Source organism: Gordonia sp. 852002-50395_SCH5434458, assembly GCF_001665905.1.
Taxonomy (GTDB): domain Bacteria; phylum Actinomycetota; class Actinomycetes; order Mycobacteriales; family Mycobacteriaceae; genus Gordonia; species Gordonia jacobaea.
The window spans coordinates 56,491-76,225 of the sequence record NZ_LZTC01000048.1 but is presented as its reverse complement, the minus strand read 5'-3'; the positions used below and the strand labels follow the sequence as shown (position 1 = coordinate 76,225).

The following is a 19,735-nucleotide window of genomic DNA, read 5'->3' as shown; positions in this document are numbered from 1 at the left end:
TGACGCGGTGAGTGTTCTGCTGTTCGGAATCAGCCATCGGAGCGCACCCGTCGACGTTCTGGAGCGACTCGCGGTCGCCGACCATGACCGGCCCAAGCTCGTCGACGACCTGCTGTCGTCGCGTGCGATCTCCGAGGCGATGCTCGTCTCCACCTGCAATCGCGTCGAGATCTACGCCGTCGTCGACGCATTCCACCCCGCACTCGAAGCCGTTGGTGACGTGCTCGGCGACCATTCCGGGCTTTCCATCAACGACCTCACCCGCCACGCGTACGTCCGCTACTCCGAGGCCGCCGTCGAGCATCTGTTCACCGTCGCCGCAGGCCTCGACTCGATCGTCGTCGGCGAGCAGCAGATCCTCGGTCAGATCCGCAACGCCTACCTCGACGCCGACGCCAACAAGACCACCGGCCGTACCCTGCACGAGCTCGCCCAGCACGCCCTGCGCGTCGGCAAGCGGGTGCACTCCGAGACCGGAATCGACCGCGCGGGGGCGTCGGTCGTGTCGGTTGCGCTGCATCGCGCCCAGCATCTGCTGCAGAAGGCGGCGCCAGAGATCGATCCCGAGCAGTCGCTGCGCAGAGCCGTAGTCATCGGCGCCGGCGCCATGGGGGGTCTTGCGACCGCCCAGTTGGCCCGTGAAGGCGTCCGCGAGCTTGTCGTGGTGAACCGGACCGTCGCCAACGCGGAGCACCTCGCAGGCAATATCGCGGCCAATCATCCCGGAGTCGCCGTGCGCGGCGTCGGATTCGACGATCTGCCTGCCGTAATGGCCTCCGCGGACGTCGTCGTCGCATGCACGGGTTCCATCGGGACCGTCGTCGGCGTCGGCGAGGTGCATTCGGCACTGGCCGCACGTACCGCTGTGCAGCCGCTGATCATCTGCGACCTGGGGCTGCCCCGCAACGTCGATCCCGCCGCGGCGCGCCTGCCCGGCGTCCACGTCATCGACATCGAGAGTCTGCGCGGCGATTCCGAGGCACAGGCCGCGCACGACGACACCGCCGCTGCCCGCTCGATCGTCGGCGGCGAGCTCTCCGACTACCTGACCCTGCAGCGTCAGGCCGAGGTCACGCCGACCGTCGCGGCGCTGCGTCAACGCGCAGCCGACGTCGTCGAGGCGGAGATTCTCCGGCTCGAGACCCGCCTGCCCGACCTCGAGGGCGCTCAGCGCGACGAGGTCGCCAAAACTGTTCGACGCGTCGTCGACAAACTGCTGCATGCCCCCACTGTCCGGGTCAAACAACTCGCGTCGACGCCCAACGGCGACCACTACGCCGAGGCGCTGCGTGAACTCTTCGAGCTCAAGCCGGGCGCTGCCGAGGCCGTCTCGGCGCCGGAGAGCGGTCTGGGCGACAAGCATGGCGTCGGCGAAACGTCGGCCGATCAGGGAGAGCGTTGAGCCCCATTCGCATCGGTACGCGAGGCTCGCTGCTCGCCCGTACCCAGTCTCAGACCATCGCCGACGCCCTGACCGCCAACGGGCATCCCGCAGAGCTGGTCATCATCAAGACGGCGGGTGACGCGTCGGCGGCCCCGGTCGCCGAGATCGGCGTCGGAGTGTTCACGACGGCCATCCGCAACGCGCTGCATGCGGGCGAAGTCGACGTCGCCGTCCACTCCTACAAGGACCTGCCGACAGCACCCGATCCGGGCCTGGTAGTCGCGGCCGTCCCGCCCCGGGAAGATCCACGAGATGCGCTGGTCAGCAGGGGTAACCTCGTACTCGGGGCGCTTCCTCCCGGCGCGACGATCGGCACGTCCTCCCCGCGAAGGGCGGCACAGCTTAAAGCATTGGGTCTCGGTTTGGAAATCCGCCCCCTAAGAGGCAACCTAGATTCTCGGTTGGGCAAAGTCGCCGGCGGCGAACTCGACGCAGTCGTTGTCGCCCGTGCCGGACTCGTCCGCATCGGCAGGGCCGAAGAGGTCACCGAAGCGTTCGATCCCGTGGTGCTGTTACCAGCACCGGCGCAGGGTGCACTGGCAGTTGAGTGCCGCTCCGACGATGCCGAACTGGTGAGAATTCTCGCCGAGTTGGACGACGAGGCCACCCGCGTGGCGGTCGACGCCGAGCGTGCGGTATTGGCGGCTCTCGAAGCCGGATGTACCGCACCGGTCGGTGCGATAGCCGAAGTGGTCGAGTCGATCGATGAGGACGGGCGCATCTTCGCCGAACTGTCGCTCCGTGCGGCGGTGGCGGCCGAGGACGGATCCGATGTGATCCGCGCTTCGGTGGTGGGTCCGGTCGACAACGCCACACAACTCGGACGAGGCCTCGCCGCCGAACTGCTGGATCTGGGAGCGGGCGAACTCGTCAACTCCTGAGCAGCAGAGAAGAACTGCAGCCCTCTCGACGAGGGCAGGAGAGTGCGAACGCATGAGCCGTACGAAGAAGGCCAATCCGGGTCGAATCCTCTTCGTGGGATCGGGTCCCGGCGATCCCGAACTGCTAACCGTGCGTGCGCGGACAGTGATCGCGAATGCGACGACCGCCTTCATCGATCCCGACGTTCCAGCAGCCGTCGTGGCGATGATCGGCTCCGCCCACCGGCAGGAGCTCGCGGAATCCGCGCGTAAGAGCACCAAGAACGACACGAAGAAGGCCGACGAGGCCACCGACGAGAACGAGTCCGACGACTCGGCGACCGCCGCGGACGACACCGTCGAGGAGCAGGACCAGATCGTCCATCCCGCACTCGGCGATCCCGCTGAGGTCGCTCGCACCCTCGTCGCCGCGGCGAAGGAGGGCGACGACGTCGTCCGCGTCGTCTCCGGTGATCCGCTGACGACCGATTCGGTGCTGTCCGAGGTCAACGCCGTCTCGCGCACCTCGGTCGCATTCGAGGTGCTGCCAGGACTGCCTGCGGCTTCCGTGGTCCCGAGCTACGCGGGCATGCCGCTGGGTTCGAGCCACACCGAGGCCGACGTCCGCGCCGAAGGCGTCGACTGGGCCGCGCTCGCCGCAGCACCGGGACCGCTGGTGCTGCACGCGACGTCGGGCCATCTGGCCGAGACCGCGAGCGCACTGACCGAGCACGGTCTCGCCCCACAGACGCCCGTCGCGATCACGATCAACGGCACCACCTGCGCACAGCGCACCATCGAGGCGACGCTGGCCACGCTCAACGAGCAGGGCAACGCGCTGAGCGGACCGCTGATCCTCACGATCGGCAAGGTCGTCAGCCAGCGCGGCAAGCTCTCCTGGTGGGAGTCGCGCGCACTCTACGGCTGGACCGTGCTGGTGCCCCGCACCAAGGACCAGGCAGGCGACATGAGCGAACGCCTCGTCAGCCACGGCGCTGTGCCCAAGGAAGTGCCGACCATCGCGGTCGAGCCGCCCCGCAGCCCTGCTCAGATGGAGCGCGCCGTCAAGGGACTCGTCGACGGTCGCTACCAGTGGGTCGTGTTCACCTCGACCAACGCGGTGCGTGCCGTGTGGGAGAAGTTCGCCGAGTTCGGACTCGACGCCCGCGCGTTCTCCGGGGTGAAGATCGCCTGCGTCGGCGAAGCGACGGCCGAGAAGGTCCGGACCTTCGGCATCAACCCCGAGTTGGTTCCGTCCGGCGAGCAGTCGAGCCTCGGACTCCTCGAAGACTTCCCGCCGTACGACGACGTCTTCGACCCGGTCGACCGAATCCTGTTGCCACGCGCCGACATTGCCACCGAGACCCTCTCGGAGGGTCTGCGCGATCGCGGTTGGGAGATCGACGACGTCACCGCGTACCGCACCGTGCGGGCAGCACCGCCGCCCGCCGAGACGCGCGAGATGATCAAGACCGGCGGATTCGACGCCGTCTGCTTCACCTCGAGCTCGACGGTCCGCAACCTGGTCGGCATCGCCGGAAAGCCGCACGCGCGCACCATCGTTGCGTGCATCGGCCCCAAGACTGCCGAGACCGCAACCGAATTCGGACTGCGCGTCGACGTTCAGCCGGAGTCGGCGTCGGTGACCGAACTGGTCGACGCCCTCGCCGAGCACGCCGCTCGCCTGCGGGCCGAGGGCGCGTTGCCTCCTCCGCGCAAGAAGTCGCGGCGGTCGCGGTCGTAGAGGTGGGGCGTATGGCACCGGTTATTCGTCCCCGCAGGTTGCGCACCACACCGGCGATGCGTCGGTTGGTCGCGCAAAACGCGCTGCGCCCAGCCGATCTCGTGCTGCCGATGTTCGTCGCCGACGGCATCGACGATCCGCGTCCGATCGGATCGATGCCCGGCGTCGTGCAGCACACGCTCGACTCGCTGCGTAAAGCGGCCGACGAAGCCGTGCGCGCGGGCGTCGGCGGGCTGATGCTCTTCGGTGTTCCCAAGGCCGAGGACAAGGACGCGATAGGGTCCGGCGCTGATGATCCGGACGGCATCCTCAATCGCGGATTGCGTGTTCTCGCAGACGATCTCGGTGATTCGACCGTGCTGATGGCCGACACCTGCCTCGACGAGTTCACCGACCACGGGCACTGCGGCGTGCTGTCCGACGACGGCCGAGTCGACAACGATGCGACGCTCGAGCGCTACGTGTCGATGTCGCTCGCGCAGGCTCGTGCCGGTGCGCACCTTCTGGGTCCGTCGGGGATGATGGACGGCCAGGTCGCCGAGATTCGTGCCGCGCTCGACGCCGAAGGTCTCACCGACACAGGCATTCTCGCGTACTCGGCGAAGTATGCGTCCGCGTTCTACGGCCCGTTCCGCGAGGCTGTCGGCTCGTCGCTGCAGGGCGATCGTCGTACCTACCAACAGGATTCGGCCAACCGCACCGAGGCGCTCCGCGAAGTGCACCTCGACCTCGACGAGGGCGCCGACATCGTGATGGTCAAGCCCGCCATGAGCTACCTCGACATCGTCCGCGACGTCGCCGAGATCTCCGACGTTCCCGTCGCGGCCTACCAGATCTCGGGCGAGTACTCGATGATCACCGCCGCCGCCGAGCGCGGCTGGATCGACCGCGACGCCGCCATCCTCGAGTCACTGACCTCGATCAAACGCGCAGGCGCCTCGATCATCCTGACGTACTGGGCGACCGAGGTCGCCGCCAAGCTGGCCTAGGCCGCTTTACCGCTGGTCGCGCGGCGCGCGCTTTCTCGCTGGTCGAGCGGGCCCGAGCGCAGCGAGGACCCGAGTCGAGACCACCCCACTCGCTGGTAATGCGGGGCTGCCTCAACCGCTTGTCGAGCGGGCCCGAGCGGAGCGAGGACCCGAGTCGAGACCACTTCGCACCGCCGCTGGCCGCCTTCTCGCTGGTCGGGCGGTCCGGCATTTCCCGCTGGTCGAGCGGGCCCGAGCGCAGCGAGGACCCGAGTCGAGACCACTTCGCGCAGCCGTCGGGTACCGGCGACCGTGGTGGTCCCGCTGCGTACACGATCGTGACGTCAGCGGGTGGCGATCGAAATTATTGTCGTGGCCTCGCGCTGGCGTCCGAGTTGTGTACGTGGCCGCGCTCAGCAGGTCCTCGTCGCGCCTTCCCGCTGGCCGTGCGAGACCCGCACCGCTAGTCGGGCGAGGCCGCCTTTCCCGCTGGTCGAGCGGGCCCGAGCGGAGCGAGGTCCCGAGTCGAGACCACACGCGCCGGCCGCCGGGCCCGTCCCCGCTGGCTGGACGGCGCGGCCACAACCGCTGGTCGAGCGGGCCCGAGCGCAGCGAGGTCCCGAGTCGAGACCACTTCGCGCAGCCGTCGGGTATCGGCGGCCGTGGTGGTCCGGCGTGCGTACACAATCGTGACGTCAGCGGGTGGCGATCGAAATTATTGTCGTGGCCTCGCGCTGGCGTCCGAGTTGTGTACGTAGCCGCGCTCCGCAGGTCCTCATCGCGCACCAAGCTGCGTTCATTACGCTGGAGCTATGTCGCATTTTCTCGATCCGCGTCGCGACCCCGCGTCCGCGCAGCCCGACGGGCAGAACAAGCGCCCGAAGCTGCCCGACTCGGTGGCGATCGCGTGTGAGCTGTGGATTGTCGTGGTCATCGCCAGGATAGTCACGGCCGTCGCGCAGTATCCGACCCTGCGCGACATGATGAACCAGCGAGCCTCCGACCTCCCCGCCGATACCCCGCGCGCAGAGGTAGACCTCATGACGTCCTCGGGCTTCCTGATCGCGATTACGGTGATCACCGCGGTTGTCCTGTCCGCGATCTCGTTGACCTTCGTCTGGTTTGTGCGCAAGGGATACAACTGGGCGCGGGTCCTGCTCGGTGCGATGGGGGTTTTCGTCCTCATCGACATGGCCTTCTCGCTGATCGGGGGCGTCGATCCCTGGTGGACCGGTATTCCGCTGACCATCGGTGGCATCGCTGCGCTGGGCGCGACCATCCTCCTCCTGAGACGTGAGTCGGACGCCTACTGCCGCGCGATGGCCGACTACCGCCGACCGCAGACCACGCCGCTCGGGTACCCCGCGCCTCCCGCGTACCCACCTCAGTACCCGCAGGCCCCGCCGTACCAGCAGACACCGCCGTACCAGCAGACTCCGACGTACCCTCAGGCTCCGCCCTACCAGCAGACACCGCCGTACCCGCAGGCCGCGCCTCCGTCGTACGGACAAGCACCCGACCAGCCTCCGGTAGGCGGCCAGTATCCCGACAACGCCAACTATCCCCAGAACTCGCCGACGTCCTGGGAAGAAGAGGCGCGACTCCGGGGCTGGCAGCCGCCGACGACCAGCGAGGCGGCATCACCCCAGAGCAGGTCACCCCAAAACGCAACACCCCAGACCGGATCGCTGCAGAAAGATCCGAATACAGTCGGCACGCCGTCGGGAACGGGCCACGGCGACTACGCTTCCGAAGAGGGGGACCGATCCGTCGAGGCGCGTCTCCACAGCCACGAGAACGAGTCGACGCCGCACAGCGAGCCGTCGACAGACAGAAAGCAAAGCAGTGACCCTTCCTGACGCAAGTAAACGCCCGAAGATGGTGACCTGGGCGTATCGATGCTGGATAGCGTCCGGCGTTCTGTTGGGACTGCTCGGTGTCGTCTACATCCTGGCAGGCATTTTCGCCGACGGCCCGACGCTGCTTCCGATCGGGATCGGGATCATCGTGATCGCGGTCGGCGTGGCGTACGTGCTGCTCGGCAGCAAGGCCTACGTCGGGGATGCTCGTTGGCGCTCCTCGTTGGCGGCGCTGACGCTGGTCGTGGTGATCATGCTGGTGTTCCTCAGTTTCGGCGATCCTGCCCTGGCGTTCACGCTGCTCGCAGCAGTCATCGGACTCTTGGGATCGTTGTTCGCCTACCGGCCGGAAGCCGACGCGTGGTTCAACGCCGGCAGCCCACCCGAGTGCCCGGAGAAGTCGACGTCGGGCAAGGGTAAGTCGGGCGGCAAGGGTCGCGTCGCGAACGGCAAGAGCAGGCCGGGCGGTAATACACGCCCCGCCGAGAACCGATCGGGCGCCAACGGCGCCGCCTCCGCGCGGAACAAGCAGGACCGGAAACGGGACAGAGCGTGAGCTCTGCCGCTGACGATCCCGCCGATGGCAGCGCAGAACCCGCAGAGTCAGCGGATAGCAGCGTCGAGCCTGAAGGCGATGTCGGTAGCGAGGAATCGACCGACGGCAACAAAGCCCCCACCGACGAGTCCGAAGAAGCCGCACAACCCGAACAGACCGCAGATCTCGCCGACCCCGAGGAACCCGCCGAGCCCGAGGACCCCGCAAACCCGATCCCGGCGCCCGAGGATCGTGGCGAGACGTTGTTCGTCGAGCAGGGCGGAAGTTGGTGGGTCGTGGCGATCGGTCCGGTGCTCGCGGGTGCCGTGCTCGCGATGGACATCGCAGGCCCCGGCCGCGTGCACTGGCTGTGGATTTCGGTCCTCGGAGCGATCATCACGCTGTTCTCGATCGTCCAGGTGTATGCGGCGCGCCGTCACGTCGGCGTCGAACTGACCGAGACCACGCTGCAGCAGGGGACACTGCTGATGGCGCTCGCCGACATCGAGAAGATCTACCCGGCCAACAATGGCGCCGAACACGAGAAGTGGGAGAGCGCTCCGGCGCTCGGAGAACTCGCGGGTGTTCCGCGACGGCGCAAGGGCGTCGGCGTGAAGCTCGTCGACGGCAAGCTCGCCCAGGCGTGGGCCCGCGACGTCGAACGATTCCGGCAGGAACTCACCGAGGCGCACCTCGCGGTGCAACTCGGTGTGTCCCCGCGGGGGCCGAGCAGCTAACCCAGCCCCCGACCACTCAGTGGTTGTCGATCATCGGCGCGCCCATGAGTTCCTCGGGGATGCCGAATGCGTCGACGAGCGTCGCCGCGTGGGGACGAAGGTCTTGGCAGAGTTCATTGACGCCGCGTCGAATCGCCTTGGCGCGCTCCACGGAGATGTGGCGATGCATCATGAACCAGCCGAGGTCGGCCTCGAGGGCCGAGTAGACGAACAGATCGCACACCTTGCCGAGTACCTCGGCCGCGGCGCGTGAATCGCAGTCGTTGATGGCTTGTACGAACGCCTCCAGCACGATCCGCTCGGTGCGAGCCTGCCCGACCTTGAGCAGATGGTCCTGCGCGTTGTTGAACACCTCGAACGCATCGTTGTCGTCGTTGGTAGCTCGACGCAGACGCTGCGCGCAGGTGCGCACCAGATGGTCCTCGCGGTTGCGGAAGAGTCGAAGCTGAGTACCACGGTTGGTCAGCGCCGACTTCTCGGTGTCTTCGTCCGAACTCTCCAGGAGTGTCTGAACCACTTGTCGCGCAGCGGTTTTCTCGACGACGACGTCGCGCGCCATCGACGCGATGAACCGCACCCAACCGCCTGCCGACAGGCCTTGGACGTCGTCGGCGTAGGCCGAAAGCACTTCCTTGGCGATGAGCTGGGTGAGCACGGTGTTGTCGCCCTCGAACGTGGTGAAGACGTCGATGTCGCCGCGGATGATCGAGATCTGGTTCTCGTCGAGATAGCCTGCGCCGCCGCATGCTTCGCGAGCGACATTGATCGCGTGAGATGCGTGCCATGTCGCGTACGCCTTGAGTCCTGCGGCGTTGGCTTCGAGCTCGCGCTGGCGACCCGCCTTGGAATCGTCGGCAGAGCCGTCGGGCGATTCGGCCGGGGTGTCGGACTGCACCTCGTGAAGTTCTTCGGTGAGCTCGTTCTGTGCGAATGCGATGGCGTACGACTTCGCGATGAGCGGCAGCAGCTTTCGCTGGTGACCGAGATAGTCGAGGATGACGATCTCTTCCTCGTCGCCCGGGGCGTCGAATTGCCTGCGCACCAAGCCATATCGTGTGGCGATCGCCAACGCCTTACGCGACGCGGCTCCGGCGGTGGCCGCAACCGTGATCCGACCGCGGATGAGTGTGCCGAGCATGGTGAAGAAGCGTCGGTTGGGGTTCTCGATCGGCGACGAGTACGTGCCGTCGTCCTCGACGTCGGCATAGCGGTTGAGGAGGTTGTCCTTCGGTATGCGCACCTCGTCGAACATGATGCGTCCGTTGTCGACGCCGGGCAGTCCGCCCTTGTAGCCGCAGTCGCTCGTCGTCACACCGGGAAGGTCGTTGCCGTCGGCGTCGCGGATCGGCACCACAAAGCAGTGCACGCCATAGCTTTCCGGCTCCTGGCCGGGACCGGCAGTGATCAACTGCGCGAAAACCGATGCCATGCGGGCGTGTTCGGCAGCGCCGCCGATGTAATCCTTGCGGGCCGACGGTGTCGGCGAGTGGATCACGAATTCCTTGGTGGCTGCGTCGTACGTCGCGGTCGTCTCGAGTTCCTGCACGTTGGAACCGTGCCCGGTCTCGGTCATGGCGAAGCAGCCGAGGAGGTCGAGGCTGATGGTGTCGGCGACGTACTTCTCGTGATGCCTTGCGGTGCCGAGGTTTTCGACGGCGCCGCCGAACAGTCCCCACTGCACTCCCGCCTTGACCATCAGGGACAGGTCGGCGTAGCCGAGCATCTCGATCGCGGTGATCGACGCCCCGACGTCGCCTGTGCCGCCGTGGTCGGCGCCGAATCCGGCAGCCGCGAATCCTTCGTCGGACAGTTCGCGCATCTCCTCGAGGATGCGCGCACGCGCCTGTTCGAGAGTTCGCGACGGATCGGGAAGCAGGTCGGCGCGGTTAGCGCGTCGTCGAACTTCATCTCGGGTGGCTCGCCAGCGTCCGTCGAGTACGTAGCGCAGGTTGTCGACGAGCAGACCGCGTTCGGCTTCGGACAGTTCGCTGGTGTCGGCGACTGCCGTGTCGATGCTGGGGTCGTCGTCGGTTGCTGGCGTCGAGGGACTCTCGGTTGGGGTCGACATGAGCTCTACGTTACGGATCGATTCCGACCGTGGGGGTCGATACCCGCGAGGACAGGCTTATGACGCGCGATGAACACCGACGGCCCGGTGCTTTCCGCCTGCGAAACCGTCGACGGCAGCATGTTTGCCCGGCGCCGCGTGAGCGCTCGAATGCTGGCCGAACGGCAACAGCGGGGCGACCGCGTCGGACACCTGCTTGCTGACATCGGCGACCTGCGTCCGGAGCGTCGAGAACGGGTCTGTCGGGGCCGGACGCGTTGCCGGCTTGGCGTGAGCAACCTGTGGCGCGGCGGAGTTCGGTGCCGTCGAGGGAGCCACGCGCTCGTCGTAGCCCTGGGTGGCACGCGTGCTGCTCATCGTGACCTGGCTGCGTACCTCGACACGAGGTTGACTCGACGCCGACTTTGGCTGCGCGCCAAACGATTCCGCGATTTGATCGAGGAAATCCTGTCCGGACTCCAGCGTGACCCCGAATGCCTTCTGCAGGCCCTCGATGTTGATCGCGATGTTCTCGTTGATCTGCTTGCCGACCGCGTCCATGTTCTTGTAGAACTCCGCGGTGCTCTCGCGCAGAGCCTCCGGTGTGGTCGCGGCGCGGGCGTCGGCGAGCAATTGCTGCTGGACCTTCGGGTCCTGCCCATTGCGCACCTCGATGTAGTCGAGGCGTGACTTCTCGTCGTAGTCGGGTCGGTTGTACACCCAGTTGTGCTCGGTCTGTGGTTGCCCGAAATCGAAGAACGAGTAGTAGTTGCCGAACAGATACTGTTTCGGCAGCGAATCCGGCGCGCCCTTGATCCCGCCGAGCTGGCAGGGGAGGCAGTACGTGCCCTCGACGTTGGGGTTCAGACCGATCCACGACGCCTTGCCCAGGCGATTGAGTGCCTTGAGCCACTGGTCGGCGGTGGGCGCGGGTCGATAGCCGGTCGGGTCCTGCGTCAGCGTTTCCCAGATTGCCTTCTGCGGTCCCCACGGGTCGAGCTTGTAGTACTTGCCGGACCAATCCGGCTGGATCTCGACAACCTTGCCCTCGGGAGTGGTGTAGGTCTCGTGGTTGGGATCGATGGTGTTGCGGATCTCCGGGAAGCGATAACCCAACACCAACTGCCAGGTGGGCACCTGCCCGTACTGGTCGAAGTAGAAGACGTCCGAACACGGACCGGGGATGCCGGTGCAGTTCTCCGTCATGGGCGCGTTGGCGGCCATGGTGATCCACCACTGTTCGAAATTCGCCTGTGCGACAAGCGGAATCGGCACCATCATCAGGGTGGTGCCTTCGAGCTTCTGCTTGTCCTGCTGGTCGAACCCGATGACGTTGGTCGGGATGTAGAGCCACCAGTTACTGGAATTCTCGAGCGCTTCACTCGTCTTGTTCATGCCCTCGTACTCGACGGCAGGCATGTTGGCGATCGTCTGAAGGAGGTTCGTCGGAATGTTCGCCACGGAGTTCCCGGCGAGCCGCACGCCGTTGTCGGCGGTCACAGTCGGCACCTGAACGTCGGGGGGAGTGGGCGTATGCGACGCCAACGCCGAGACGACGCCGACTCCGACAAGTGCAGCCCCCAACGCGGTGACCGGTCGCGACCCGCCGGTCCGTCGAGACATGCTTGTGGCGTCGACGTCGGTTTTCATCAGATGCGTCCCCCCATGGAACTCCGTCTGGCTTTGAGTAGCGATTGACTGTTGTCGTGTTGTGCCCTGCCTGGCGTGAGCATCCGCGACGTTGCGACCCCCGATGCCACCTCCTTCCGGGGGTGGCGTGCACACGAGTGTGGTCCATATCGTAGGAGCACGTCAACGTCGCGGGCCTCACCCCGCGTGTCATCGATGCCAAGCAGGGAGAACACTGTGTCGTCACAGACAACCGATGTCGCTGTCACCGCGCAACTCGACGCCGAATTCGGGCGCATCGACTCCGGGACCGCCAATCGCTCGGAAATGACGCCCCTTCGCTTCCTGCAGCGCTCGGTCGAGGTGTTCGGCGATCGCACCGCCATCCGTTACGGGGCGCGTTCGGCGACCTACTCGGAGTTCGGCGACGAGGTGCAGCGCCTTGCCCGGGTCCTCGAGTCGACGATCAGGCCAGGTGAGCGGATCGCCTACCTGGCACCCAACGTGCCCGAGTTGCTCGTCGCGCACTTCGCGGTGCCGCTCGCAGGCGGAGTTCTCGTCGCACTCAACTCACGCCTTGCAGGCCCCGAACTCGTCTACATCCTCAATCACGCCGGCGTCACCACACTGTTCTTCGACGCCGAGTTCCGACACACCGTCGCTTCCATCGCCGACGAAGTTCCTGACGTGACGTCGTACGTCGAGATCACCGACCTCGAGTTCGGTCCAACGCCGAGCGACGTCGAATCGTCGGGCATCAGTGGACTTCGCTCGTACGCTGACTTTCTCGCAGGCGCCGAGGAGCTTGATTCGACGCCGCTCCCGTGGACTGTCGACGACGAAGACCGTGTCATCAGCATCAACTACACGTCGGGGACGACGGGCAAGCCCAAGGGTGTGATGTACACGCATCGGGGCGCCTACCTCAACTCGCTGGGCGAAATGCACCACAACCAATTCACCGGCAGCACAAGGTATTTGTGGACGCTCCCCATGTTCCACTGCAACGGCTGGTGCACGCCCTGGGCGGTCACCGCTGCGTCGGCGATGCACGTGTGTCTACGTCTGGTGCGCGCAGACGCGGTGTGGGACGCCATCGATGACCTCGGAGTCACGAATCTGTGCGGTGCGCCAACGGTTCTCATCACGATCGCCGGATCGCCACGCGCGCATCGCCTCGACGCGCCGCTCCGGATCACCACGGCGGGCGCACCGCCGTCTCCGACGGTGATCGCAGCGCTTGCGGCGCTCGACATCGGTGTCGTCCACGTATACGGCCTCACCGAAAGCTATGGCCCGTACACGATCTGCGAGTACCAGGAAGCCTGGGACGATCTCGACCCCGCCGACAGGGCCGCGAAACTATCGCTGCAGGGTGTCGGAATGGTTCAGGCAGAACCCGCGCGTGTCGTCGAGCGCGGCGTCGTGCCACTTGTCGACGTGCCCGCCGACGGCTCGACGATCGGTGAGATCGTGTTGCGCGGCAACAACATCATGGCCGGGTACTTCAAAGATCCCGACGCGACTCGACAAGCGTTCGAGGGTGGATGGTTTCACACCGGCGACCTCGGCGTCATGCACCCGGACGGCTACATTCAGCTCCGCGATCGAGCCAAGGACATCATCATCTCGGGCGGCGAGAACATCTCGACGATCGAGGTCGAACAAGCGCTCGTCAGCCACGACGCGGTGCTCGACGTCGCGGTCGTCGGTGTCCCCGACGAGAAGTGGGGCGAACGGGCGAGGGCGTATGTGCTCCTGAAAGAGGGGCGGTCGCTGAGCTCCGACGAGTTGATCGAGTATGCACGAACTCTGTTGGCGGGCTACAAGATTCCACGCGACATCATCTTCGCCGACGAGTTGCCGCGCACGTCGACAGGCAAGGTGCTCAAGTTCGAGCTACGCAAGAACGCCGCGAATTGACCTGCGCCGCCGATCACATCGCGTAGCGCGCGAGCAGGTCGGCGCCGACGGCAGGCGGTACGAGTTCTTCGGGGAAGACCATGGCGGGTGTCGCGAACTGGCGGGTCCTCACCACGAACATGGTCCCGAGGTGTGCGACTCCGGTGATTGCCGACGCGTGCACAGAGTTCGTCGTCGGGCCCGCCGTCAGGGTGAGGCGATCGAACGAGAACTCACTCGACATCGGCGTGCCCGCAGGAGCGAATCTCGCCCACACGGCGATGATCCGACGGTAGGCAAAGAACGGCAGCGCGAGCGTGAGCACGAGGAGTGCGCAGCCATAGATCAGTACCGAGGACGACGAGTCGTCGCTTGCCGCCATGAACGCACCGAAGACGACGAGCAGAACGCCGAACCCGCCGAAGACAGCAGCCTGGACGACGAGCTGACGGCGCAGACCGAGCAACAGGGATTTCGCCGCCCGCGACGACATGTCGGGTCCTGCGATCATCTGGCTGCGCACCACACCCGGGGGTGGAGGCGGCGTCGTCGCGTCGAAGCGGGGGATTGACGGCAAAGTGTCGGGTCCTTGCGACGACGGAACGGTCACGCGATCTCCTCTGACTGGCGAGTGGTCGTCGAAAATGTAGCCGAGAACACCCGGGTCGACGCCGTCGTCGGCCCGGGTGTCGTTCGGCTGACCAAGCGCGAGGTTCTCCGCCGACCATCGGACAATCGGTGTTCCTTTCGCACACGTCGGACGGCCGCGTGTTGGCACAACGGGATGGCCACCAGCGATACTGAATCCATGGCACCGAGTGACACAGCGGGCGGATCGGTCGATCTCCGAACCCAGGTCGTCGCGGCGTCGATCCGTCTGTTCAGCGAAAACGGCTACGAGTCGACGACGGTCGATCAGATCGCGGCCGCCGCGGGCGTGTCGCGCCGAACCCTGTTTCGACAGTTCCGGTCGAAAGAGGACATGATCTTCGCCGACCATGAGGAACTGCTGACCGACGTGGCCGCGCAACTCGCCGACAGCGACGACGTCGACCCGCCGACTGCGGTGTGCGCAGCAGCCGAGCTGGTGTTCACGCACTTTCACAACACCCGTGACCTGGCGGTTCGACGCATGGACGTCGTATCTAAGGTGCCGACTCTGCGCGAGCGCGAGTTGGTTACGACGTATCGGTACCAGCGGGTTTTCGAGGAGTATCTGCGCAGTCGGCTACCCGACGAGTCGCCGGTCGACATCGTCGCGTTCGCCGCAGCGATCACCTCGGCGCACAACTACCTGCTGCGGTCGATGATCCGCGGCGACGCGGACGCGACGCTCGGTCGGTTGCGTCGAGACCTCGAACGGATTCGGATGGCCCTCGGTGCCAGCGGACGACCCGAGGTAGCTGTGATCACCTTCCCCGCAGGCGCGTCGGCACTCGAAATCTCGCGGGCGGTCAGCGAAAAGATCGGCTCGACGATCCCCGACTCCGGCACCTGACACTCTCCGATCGCCTGATCGGATGAATACGAGCGGGTCGCGAGTGATTCAAGCGCGAAATGGTCGCTGAAGTGCCATGATGTGGTCCGTGGTCGGCGTTGCCTGCCATGTGCTGTAGGTGGCGCGGCACCCGGGGGAGCAGTTTCGAGGAGTCTCCGTGAGTGTTCAGACTCAGCGGTACTCGCACGCGCTGCGTCGGGCGTGGATGGCGCCCGACGGTTACGACGCCGTGGTTGCGTCGATCAAATCCAGCGGGATGGGCGCACTTGTGCGCGGCTGCGTCGGCATGAGCGTTGTGCTCGTGGCGATCGGCGCAATGCTGTTGCTCGCGGTCGATGGTGGACCTGACACCACCATCGCACGAGCGGTCCTCGTCGCCGACAACGTGATTGCCCTGATCATCGGGATCAGTTGGCTGATCGCTCCGTCCTGGCCGTCGCGTCGGGGCTCTCTCATTCGCGTCTACGCGATGTGCATGTTGTACGGACTCTCGCTGTTCGTGATCGGGATGCCGCTCGTCGGGTTGGTCGGCTCATGTGCGTATGCGGCACTGGCCGCGTATGTCTCGCTTTTCCACAGTGTCCGACATCTGGCGGTGATCCTGGTTGTCGCGGGCGTGTTCATCTCCGTGCTGTATGCGCTGGTTGTCGTCGATCATCACGCGATGCTCGGTCTATTCATCTGCATGATCGCGGCGGTCACGATCGTCACCGTTCCGTTCGGCCAGCAGGTGGCGGTACTCGTCTTGCGCGACGACGCCGCCGAGTCCGACCATGACCCGCTCACCCGCGCGCTCAATCGGCGGGGTCTCGAGCGCCGATTCGACCTGCTCATTCGCGATCTCTCCACCGAAGTCGAACGCCGCGCGATCTTCATCGCCATCGACCTGGACAACTTCAAACGCATCAACGACACGTTCGGCCACGGCACCGGAGACAGAATTCTCTGCGACGTCGTACGTGCGATCGGGGACGTCGTCTCGCCGCGTGCCCTGGTGGCTCGGACCGGCGGGGAGGAATTCGCCGTCGTGTGTCCGCAGCCTTCGCTCACACGAGTGGAGCAGATCGGCGATCTGATACGGCAAGCGATCGCACAGTCGTCGCCGCAGTACGACGTGCGCGCGAGCGTCGGGCTGTGTCTGGTGACGCTCTGGCCGACATCGACGGTGTCGTCGAGCGCCGACGTGCTCTGCGCTGCGCTCAGCTCGTCGGATGCGGCGATGTACCGCGCGAAGCGCGCGGGCGGTGATCGCGTCGAATGGACGTAAGGGTGGCACCGAGTGTCGACAATGGGCTTGGAGGGCGAGTAATATGACACTCAGTGTCGCGTTCATGGGAACGCATCATCATCCTAAAATCATGTCATCGTTGACTGAATGAGGAGGCTCTCATGGGGTATGCCAACCCCGATTTCGATCTATTCCAGCTGCCAGAAGAGCATCTCGCGCTCCGCGAGGCGATTCGAGCACTCGCGCTCAAGGAAATTGAGCCGCACGCGGCAGACGTAGACGAGCGTTCACGATTCCCCGAAGAAGCGCTGAAGGCGCTGACGACCTCGGGGTTCAACGCGATCCACGTACCTGAGCAGTACGGGGGCCAGGGTGCAGACTCGGTGGCCGCATGCATCGTGATCGAAGAGGTGGCCCGAGTGGACGCTTCTGCTTCGCTGATCCCGGCGGTGAACAAGCTCGGCACGATGGGCCTGATCCTCAACGGATCGGAAGAGCTCAAGCAGCAGGTCCTGCCTTCCATTGCCTCCGGCGAAGCCATGGCGTCGTACGCCCTGTCGGAGCGTGAGGCCGGTTCTGACGCAGCGGCGATGAAGACGCGTGCGCGCAAGGACGGCGACAACTGGGTCATCAACGGCACCAAGTGTTGGATCACCAATGGCGGCAAGTCCACCTGGTACACCGTCATGGCGGTCACTGACCCCGACATGGGTGCTCACGGAATCTCGGCGTTCATGGTGCACAAGGACGATCCGGGTTTCACGGTCGGGCCGCTTGAAAAGAAGCTGGGCATCAAGGGTTCGCCCACCGCGGAGCTGTACTTCGAAGACTGCACCATCCCCGCCGACCGCATCATCGGCGAGCCCGGTACCGGCTTCAAGACGGCACTCGAGACCCTCGACCACACCCGCCCGACGATCGGCGCGCAAGCCGTGGGTATCGCACAGGGTGCCCTCGACCAGGCCATCGAATACACAAAGCAGCGTCGCCAGTTCGACCGCCCGATCAGCACGTTCCAGGGCGTCGAGTTCATGATCGCCGACATGGCGATGAACATCATGGCAGCGCGCCTGATGGTCTACACCTCGGCCGCTCGCGCAGAGCGCGGCGAGAAGAACCTCGGCTTCATCAGCTCGGCATCGAAGTGCTTTGCCTCCGATGTCGCGATGCAGGTCACCACCGACGCCGTGCAGCTGTTCGGCGGCGCGGGCTACACGCGCGACTTCCCGGTCGAGCGCATGATGCGCGACGCCAAGATCACGCAGATCTACGAGGGCACCAACCAGATCCAGCGCGTCGTGATGAGCCGCGCGCTGCTGCGCTGACCTCCAATCTCGTTCGGCTACAACAGAATCAACGACGACGCCCCGCTCGGTTCGTGAGCGGGGCGTCGTCGTATCAGTGTCGTCAGCCTGCGTAGGCCGGTTGGAACAGCAGGTTGGCGCGCTGTGCCTTGGCGGCGTCGCGGAAGTTCTTCATCGCGCGCGGCATGTGGAAGTTATTGGTGACGACCACCGCTCCGGTGGCGCCCAGCGACTTGAGCATGCGGACAGTGAACTCGGCGTTCTGGACTGTCGAGGTCGACGCCGACTCGTTCACCATCTGCCACATCGGGACCCCGCGATGGATCAGGCCGATGTTCATGAACTGCGCTTCGGACACAGGCAGCCACCAGGTGTCGCCGCCGGACACGATCACACGGTTGAAGGGATGGGTGCGCGCAAGCCGGGCACCGACATTCATGCGCTGCTGCAGGATCGCGGGCGGCTGCCCCAACACCCCCTGCTTTGCGCCGAGCACCACGATGTATCGAGTCGGCGGACTCTGCCACAGGAACACACTGTTGGCGCTCAACAGGTCTGAGCTGCCGAGATCTACGCTGCCCGCGTTGATGTCGGCGTGGGCAGGAGCAGCGGCGACCGCGCCGCCCGCGAGAGCTGTCGTCAGGGCCAGCAGCACCGCGGCGCTACGCAGTCGGAGATCTGTTCGTAGACGCATGCGGCCATCCTACGGAGAAGGTTGTACGCGCTAAAGGCCACAAGGATCACTTCAGCAACAATTCTCACGAATGTAACGTTGCGATTGGGCGTGTCGACTGCGCGTTGCGTAGTGCCGAGTGGGCGCTCGGGAGCGTCGAGTGGGCGTCTCGTAGTGCCGAGTGGGCGCTTGAGATTGCCGAGTGGGCGTCCCGTAGTGCCGAGTGGGCGCTCGAGAGTGTCGACTGGGCGCTTGAGAGTGCCGAGTGGGCGTTGCGTCGTGCCGAGTAGGCGTAGCCAGGGGGCGTCGACTTGGACGCGCCAGAAATCGGATGGATCTAATCGCACTATCTCTGCGTCCAAGCACCATGACTCCATTTGATGCATCACCCGTAGATTCGCCTGAGGTCGTGAAGCGCAGGGCAACGCTCAGCGTCACCGGTATCAGCGCCAGCGAGTTCGACTCGACGTTCCGTCGACTTCGTGGCAGCGGCTACATACTCAAGTCGACGCTCATGACGGCTCGACAACGAATCGTCGCCGTTGCGCAGCAGGCTCAGGGCGACGTCGTGGTCGCTGGCATGGCAGCACTGATCATGCACGGAAGTGTTTGGTACGACGAGGATTTCACCATCGAGCTGATCCGCGGCACGAGCTGCTCCGGCCGACCCGCGAAGGGATCCGTCACTCATCGCCTCGACCTCGACCCTGCAGACATCGTGACCATCGACGGAATCAAGGTCACGAGCGCGATCAGGACGGCCTTCGACATCGGCCGCATTCGGTTCGCGTCACGCGCGCTCGGATACCTCGACGCCCTGGCACGCGCTACCGACCTCGACGTCGCCGCGCTGGAAAAGTACACAGCTACGCAGAAGGGTAGGCGCAACGTGGTGCAACTGCGGCGACTGATACCGCTGATCGACAGCCGAATCGAGTCGCCCACCGAGGCATGGCTGCTCTTGACCATTCTGGAGGGCGGACTACCGGCGCCCGACCTCCAGATCGAGGTTCGCGACGGAACAGGGGAGATCTACGCGCGCATCGACATGGGATACGAGGCACTCAAGATCGGCATCGAGTACGACGGCGAGTACCACACCAGGCCTGGTCAGCAGGTTCGCGACGCCGAACGTCGCGCACGGCTGCACGACGACGGATGGCTGATGATCTACGTCGACAAGGCCAAGCTCCGCGACAACCCGTACGCCGTCCTAGCCGAGATCCGACAGGCGCTTCACCGGCGAGGTGCGTATTTCGACTAGACCGGAGCGCCCAGTCGGCACGACGAGGCGCCCGGTCGACGCT

The 19,735-nt window shown here is 65.5% G+C and carries 16 protein-coding genes; 12 read left to right on the top strand and 4 right to left on the bottom strand.

Annotated elements, in window-relative coordinates; all coding sequences use genetic code 11:
* Window positions 1-7: 7 nt before the first annotated feature.
* The 7 genes from A5785_RS11495 to A5785_RS11460 all read left to right on the top strand — a co-directional run bounded on the left by A5785_RS11495 (window position 8) and on the right by A5785_RS11460 (window position 8,147).
* Window positions 8-1,402, top strand: a complete 1,395-nt coding sequence (locus A5785_RS11495) for a glutamyl-tRNA reductase (protein WP_049700853.1) — start codon at window positions 8-10, stop codon at window positions 1,400-1,402.
* A complete protein-coding gene (gene hemC, locus A5785_RS11490) occupies window positions 1,399-2,325 on the top strand; it encodes a hydroxymethylbilane synthase (RefSeq protein ID WP_049700772.1) in 927 nt (308 codons plus the stop codon). Before A5785_RS11495 ends, hemC begins: the two co-directional genes overlap by 4 nt.
* Window positions 2,326-2,377: 52 nt before the next feature.
* A complete protein-coding gene (locus A5785_RS11485; protein WP_049700773.1) occupies window positions 2,378-4,048 on the top strand; it encodes a uroporphyrinogen-III synthase in 1,671 nt (556 codons plus the stop codon).
* A gap of 11 nt (window positions 4,049-4,059) precedes the next feature.
* The gene (gene hemB, locus A5785_RS11480) at window positions 4,060-5,037 is read left to right on the top strand and encodes a porphobilinogen synthase (RefSeq protein WP_049700774.1); all 978 of its coding nucleotides are present in this window, start codon (window positions 4,060-4,062) and stop codon (window positions 5,035-5,037) included.
* Window positions 5,038-5,828: 791 nt separating this feature from the next.
* On the top strand, window positions 5,829-6,875 hold the full coding sequence (locus tag A5785_RS11470) for a DUF998 domain-containing protein (protein ID WP_064866544.1): 1,047 nt from the start codon (window positions 5,829-5,831) through the stop codon (window positions 6,873-6,875).
* Window positions 6,862-7,431: a hypothetical protein gene (locus A5785_RS11465; protein WP_082937907.1), complete on the top strand. Its 570-nt coding sequence runs from the start codon at window positions 6,862-6,864 to the stop codon at window positions 7,429-7,431. Before A5785_RS11470 ends, A5785_RS11465 begins: the two co-directional genes overlap by 14 nt.
* Window positions 7,428-8,147 (top strand): hypothetical protein, encoded by a 720-nt coding sequence (locus A5785_RS11460; RefSeq protein ID WP_049700777.1) that lies wholly within the window; start codon window positions 7,428-7,430, stop codon window positions 8,145-8,147. The genes A5785_RS11465 and A5785_RS11460 overlap by 4 nt, the downstream gene beginning before the upstream one ends.
* 16 nt (window positions 8,148-8,163) lie before the next feature.
* Here the strand turns inward: A5785_RS11460 and A5785_RS11455 are convergent, their stop codons facing one another.
* Window positions 8,164-10,215, bottom strand: a complete 2,052-nt coding sequence (locus A5785_RS11455) for an acyl-CoA dehydrogenase family protein (RefSeq protein ID WP_049700778.1) — start codon at window positions 10,213-10,215, stop codon at window positions 8,164-8,166.
* Window positions 10,216-10,272: 57 nt separating this feature from the next.
* Entirely contained in the window at window positions 10,273-11,844 is a 1,572-nt protein-coding gene (locus tag A5785_RS11450) for a hypothetical protein (protein ID WP_064866542.1), read from the bottom strand.
* Window positions 11,845-12,060: 216 nt separating this feature from the next.
* On the opposite strand from A5785_RS11450, the gene A5785_RS11445 reads away from it, so the two are divergent.
* Window positions 12,061-13,746, top strand: coding sequence for an AMP-binding protein (locus A5785_RS11445; protein ID WP_416259122.1), 1,686 nt, complete (start codon window positions 12,061-12,063; stop codon window positions 13,744-13,746).
* Window positions 13,747-13,759: 13 nt separating this feature from the next.
* Here the strand turns inward: A5785_RS11445 and A5785_RS11440 are convergent, their stop codons facing one another.
* Window positions 13,760-14,335 carry a hypothetical protein gene (locus A5785_RS11440; protein WP_231894150.1) on the bottom strand — a complete coding sequence of 192 codons (576 nt, stop codon included), beginning with the start codon at window positions 14,333-14,335 and terminating at the stop codon, window positions 13,760-13,762.
* Window positions 14,336-14,533: 198 nt separating this feature from the next.
* Between A5785_RS11440 and A5785_RS11435 the strand changes: the two genes are divergently transcribed.
* From A5785_RS11435 to A5785_RS11425, 3 genes are all read left to right on the top strand, one after another.
* The gene (locus A5785_RS11435; protein ID WP_049700857.1) at window positions 14,534-15,223 is read left to right on the top strand and encodes a TetR/AcrR family transcriptional regulator; all 690 of its coding nucleotides are present in this window, start codon (window positions 14,534-14,536) and stop codon (window positions 15,221-15,223) included.
* A gap of 157 nt (window positions 15,224-15,380) precedes the next feature.
* On the top strand, window positions 15,381-16,490 hold the full coding sequence (locus A5785_RS11430; protein ID WP_064866540.1) for a GGDEF domain-containing protein: 1,110 nt from the start codon (window positions 15,381-15,383) through the stop codon (window positions 16,488-16,490).
* Window positions 16,491-16,612: 122 nt separating this feature from the next.
* On the top strand, window positions 16,613-17,776 hold the full coding sequence (locus tag A5785_RS11425) for an acyl-CoA dehydrogenase (RefSeq protein WP_049700780.1): 1,164 nt from the start codon (window positions 16,613-16,615) through the stop codon (window positions 17,774-17,776).
* An 82-nt stretch (window positions 17,777-17,858) separates the two neighbouring features.
* Here the strand turns inward: A5785_RS11425 and A5785_RS11420 are convergent, their stop codons facing one another.
* The gene (locus A5785_RS11420) at window positions 17,859-18,449 is read right to left on the bottom strand and encodes a YdcF family protein (RefSeq protein WP_049700781.1); all 591 of its coding nucleotides are present in this window, start codon (window positions 18,447-18,449) and stop codon (window positions 17,859-17,861) included.
* 388 nt (window positions 18,450-18,837) lie between these two features.
* Between A5785_RS11420 and A5785_RS11415 the strand changes: the two genes are divergently transcribed.
* On the top strand, window positions 18,838-19,692 hold the full coding sequence (locus A5785_RS11415; RefSeq protein ID WP_231894151.1) for an endonuclease domain-containing protein: 855 nt from the start codon (window positions 18,838-18,840) through the stop codon (window positions 19,690-19,692).
* Window positions 19,693-19,735 lie beyond the last annotated feature (43 nt).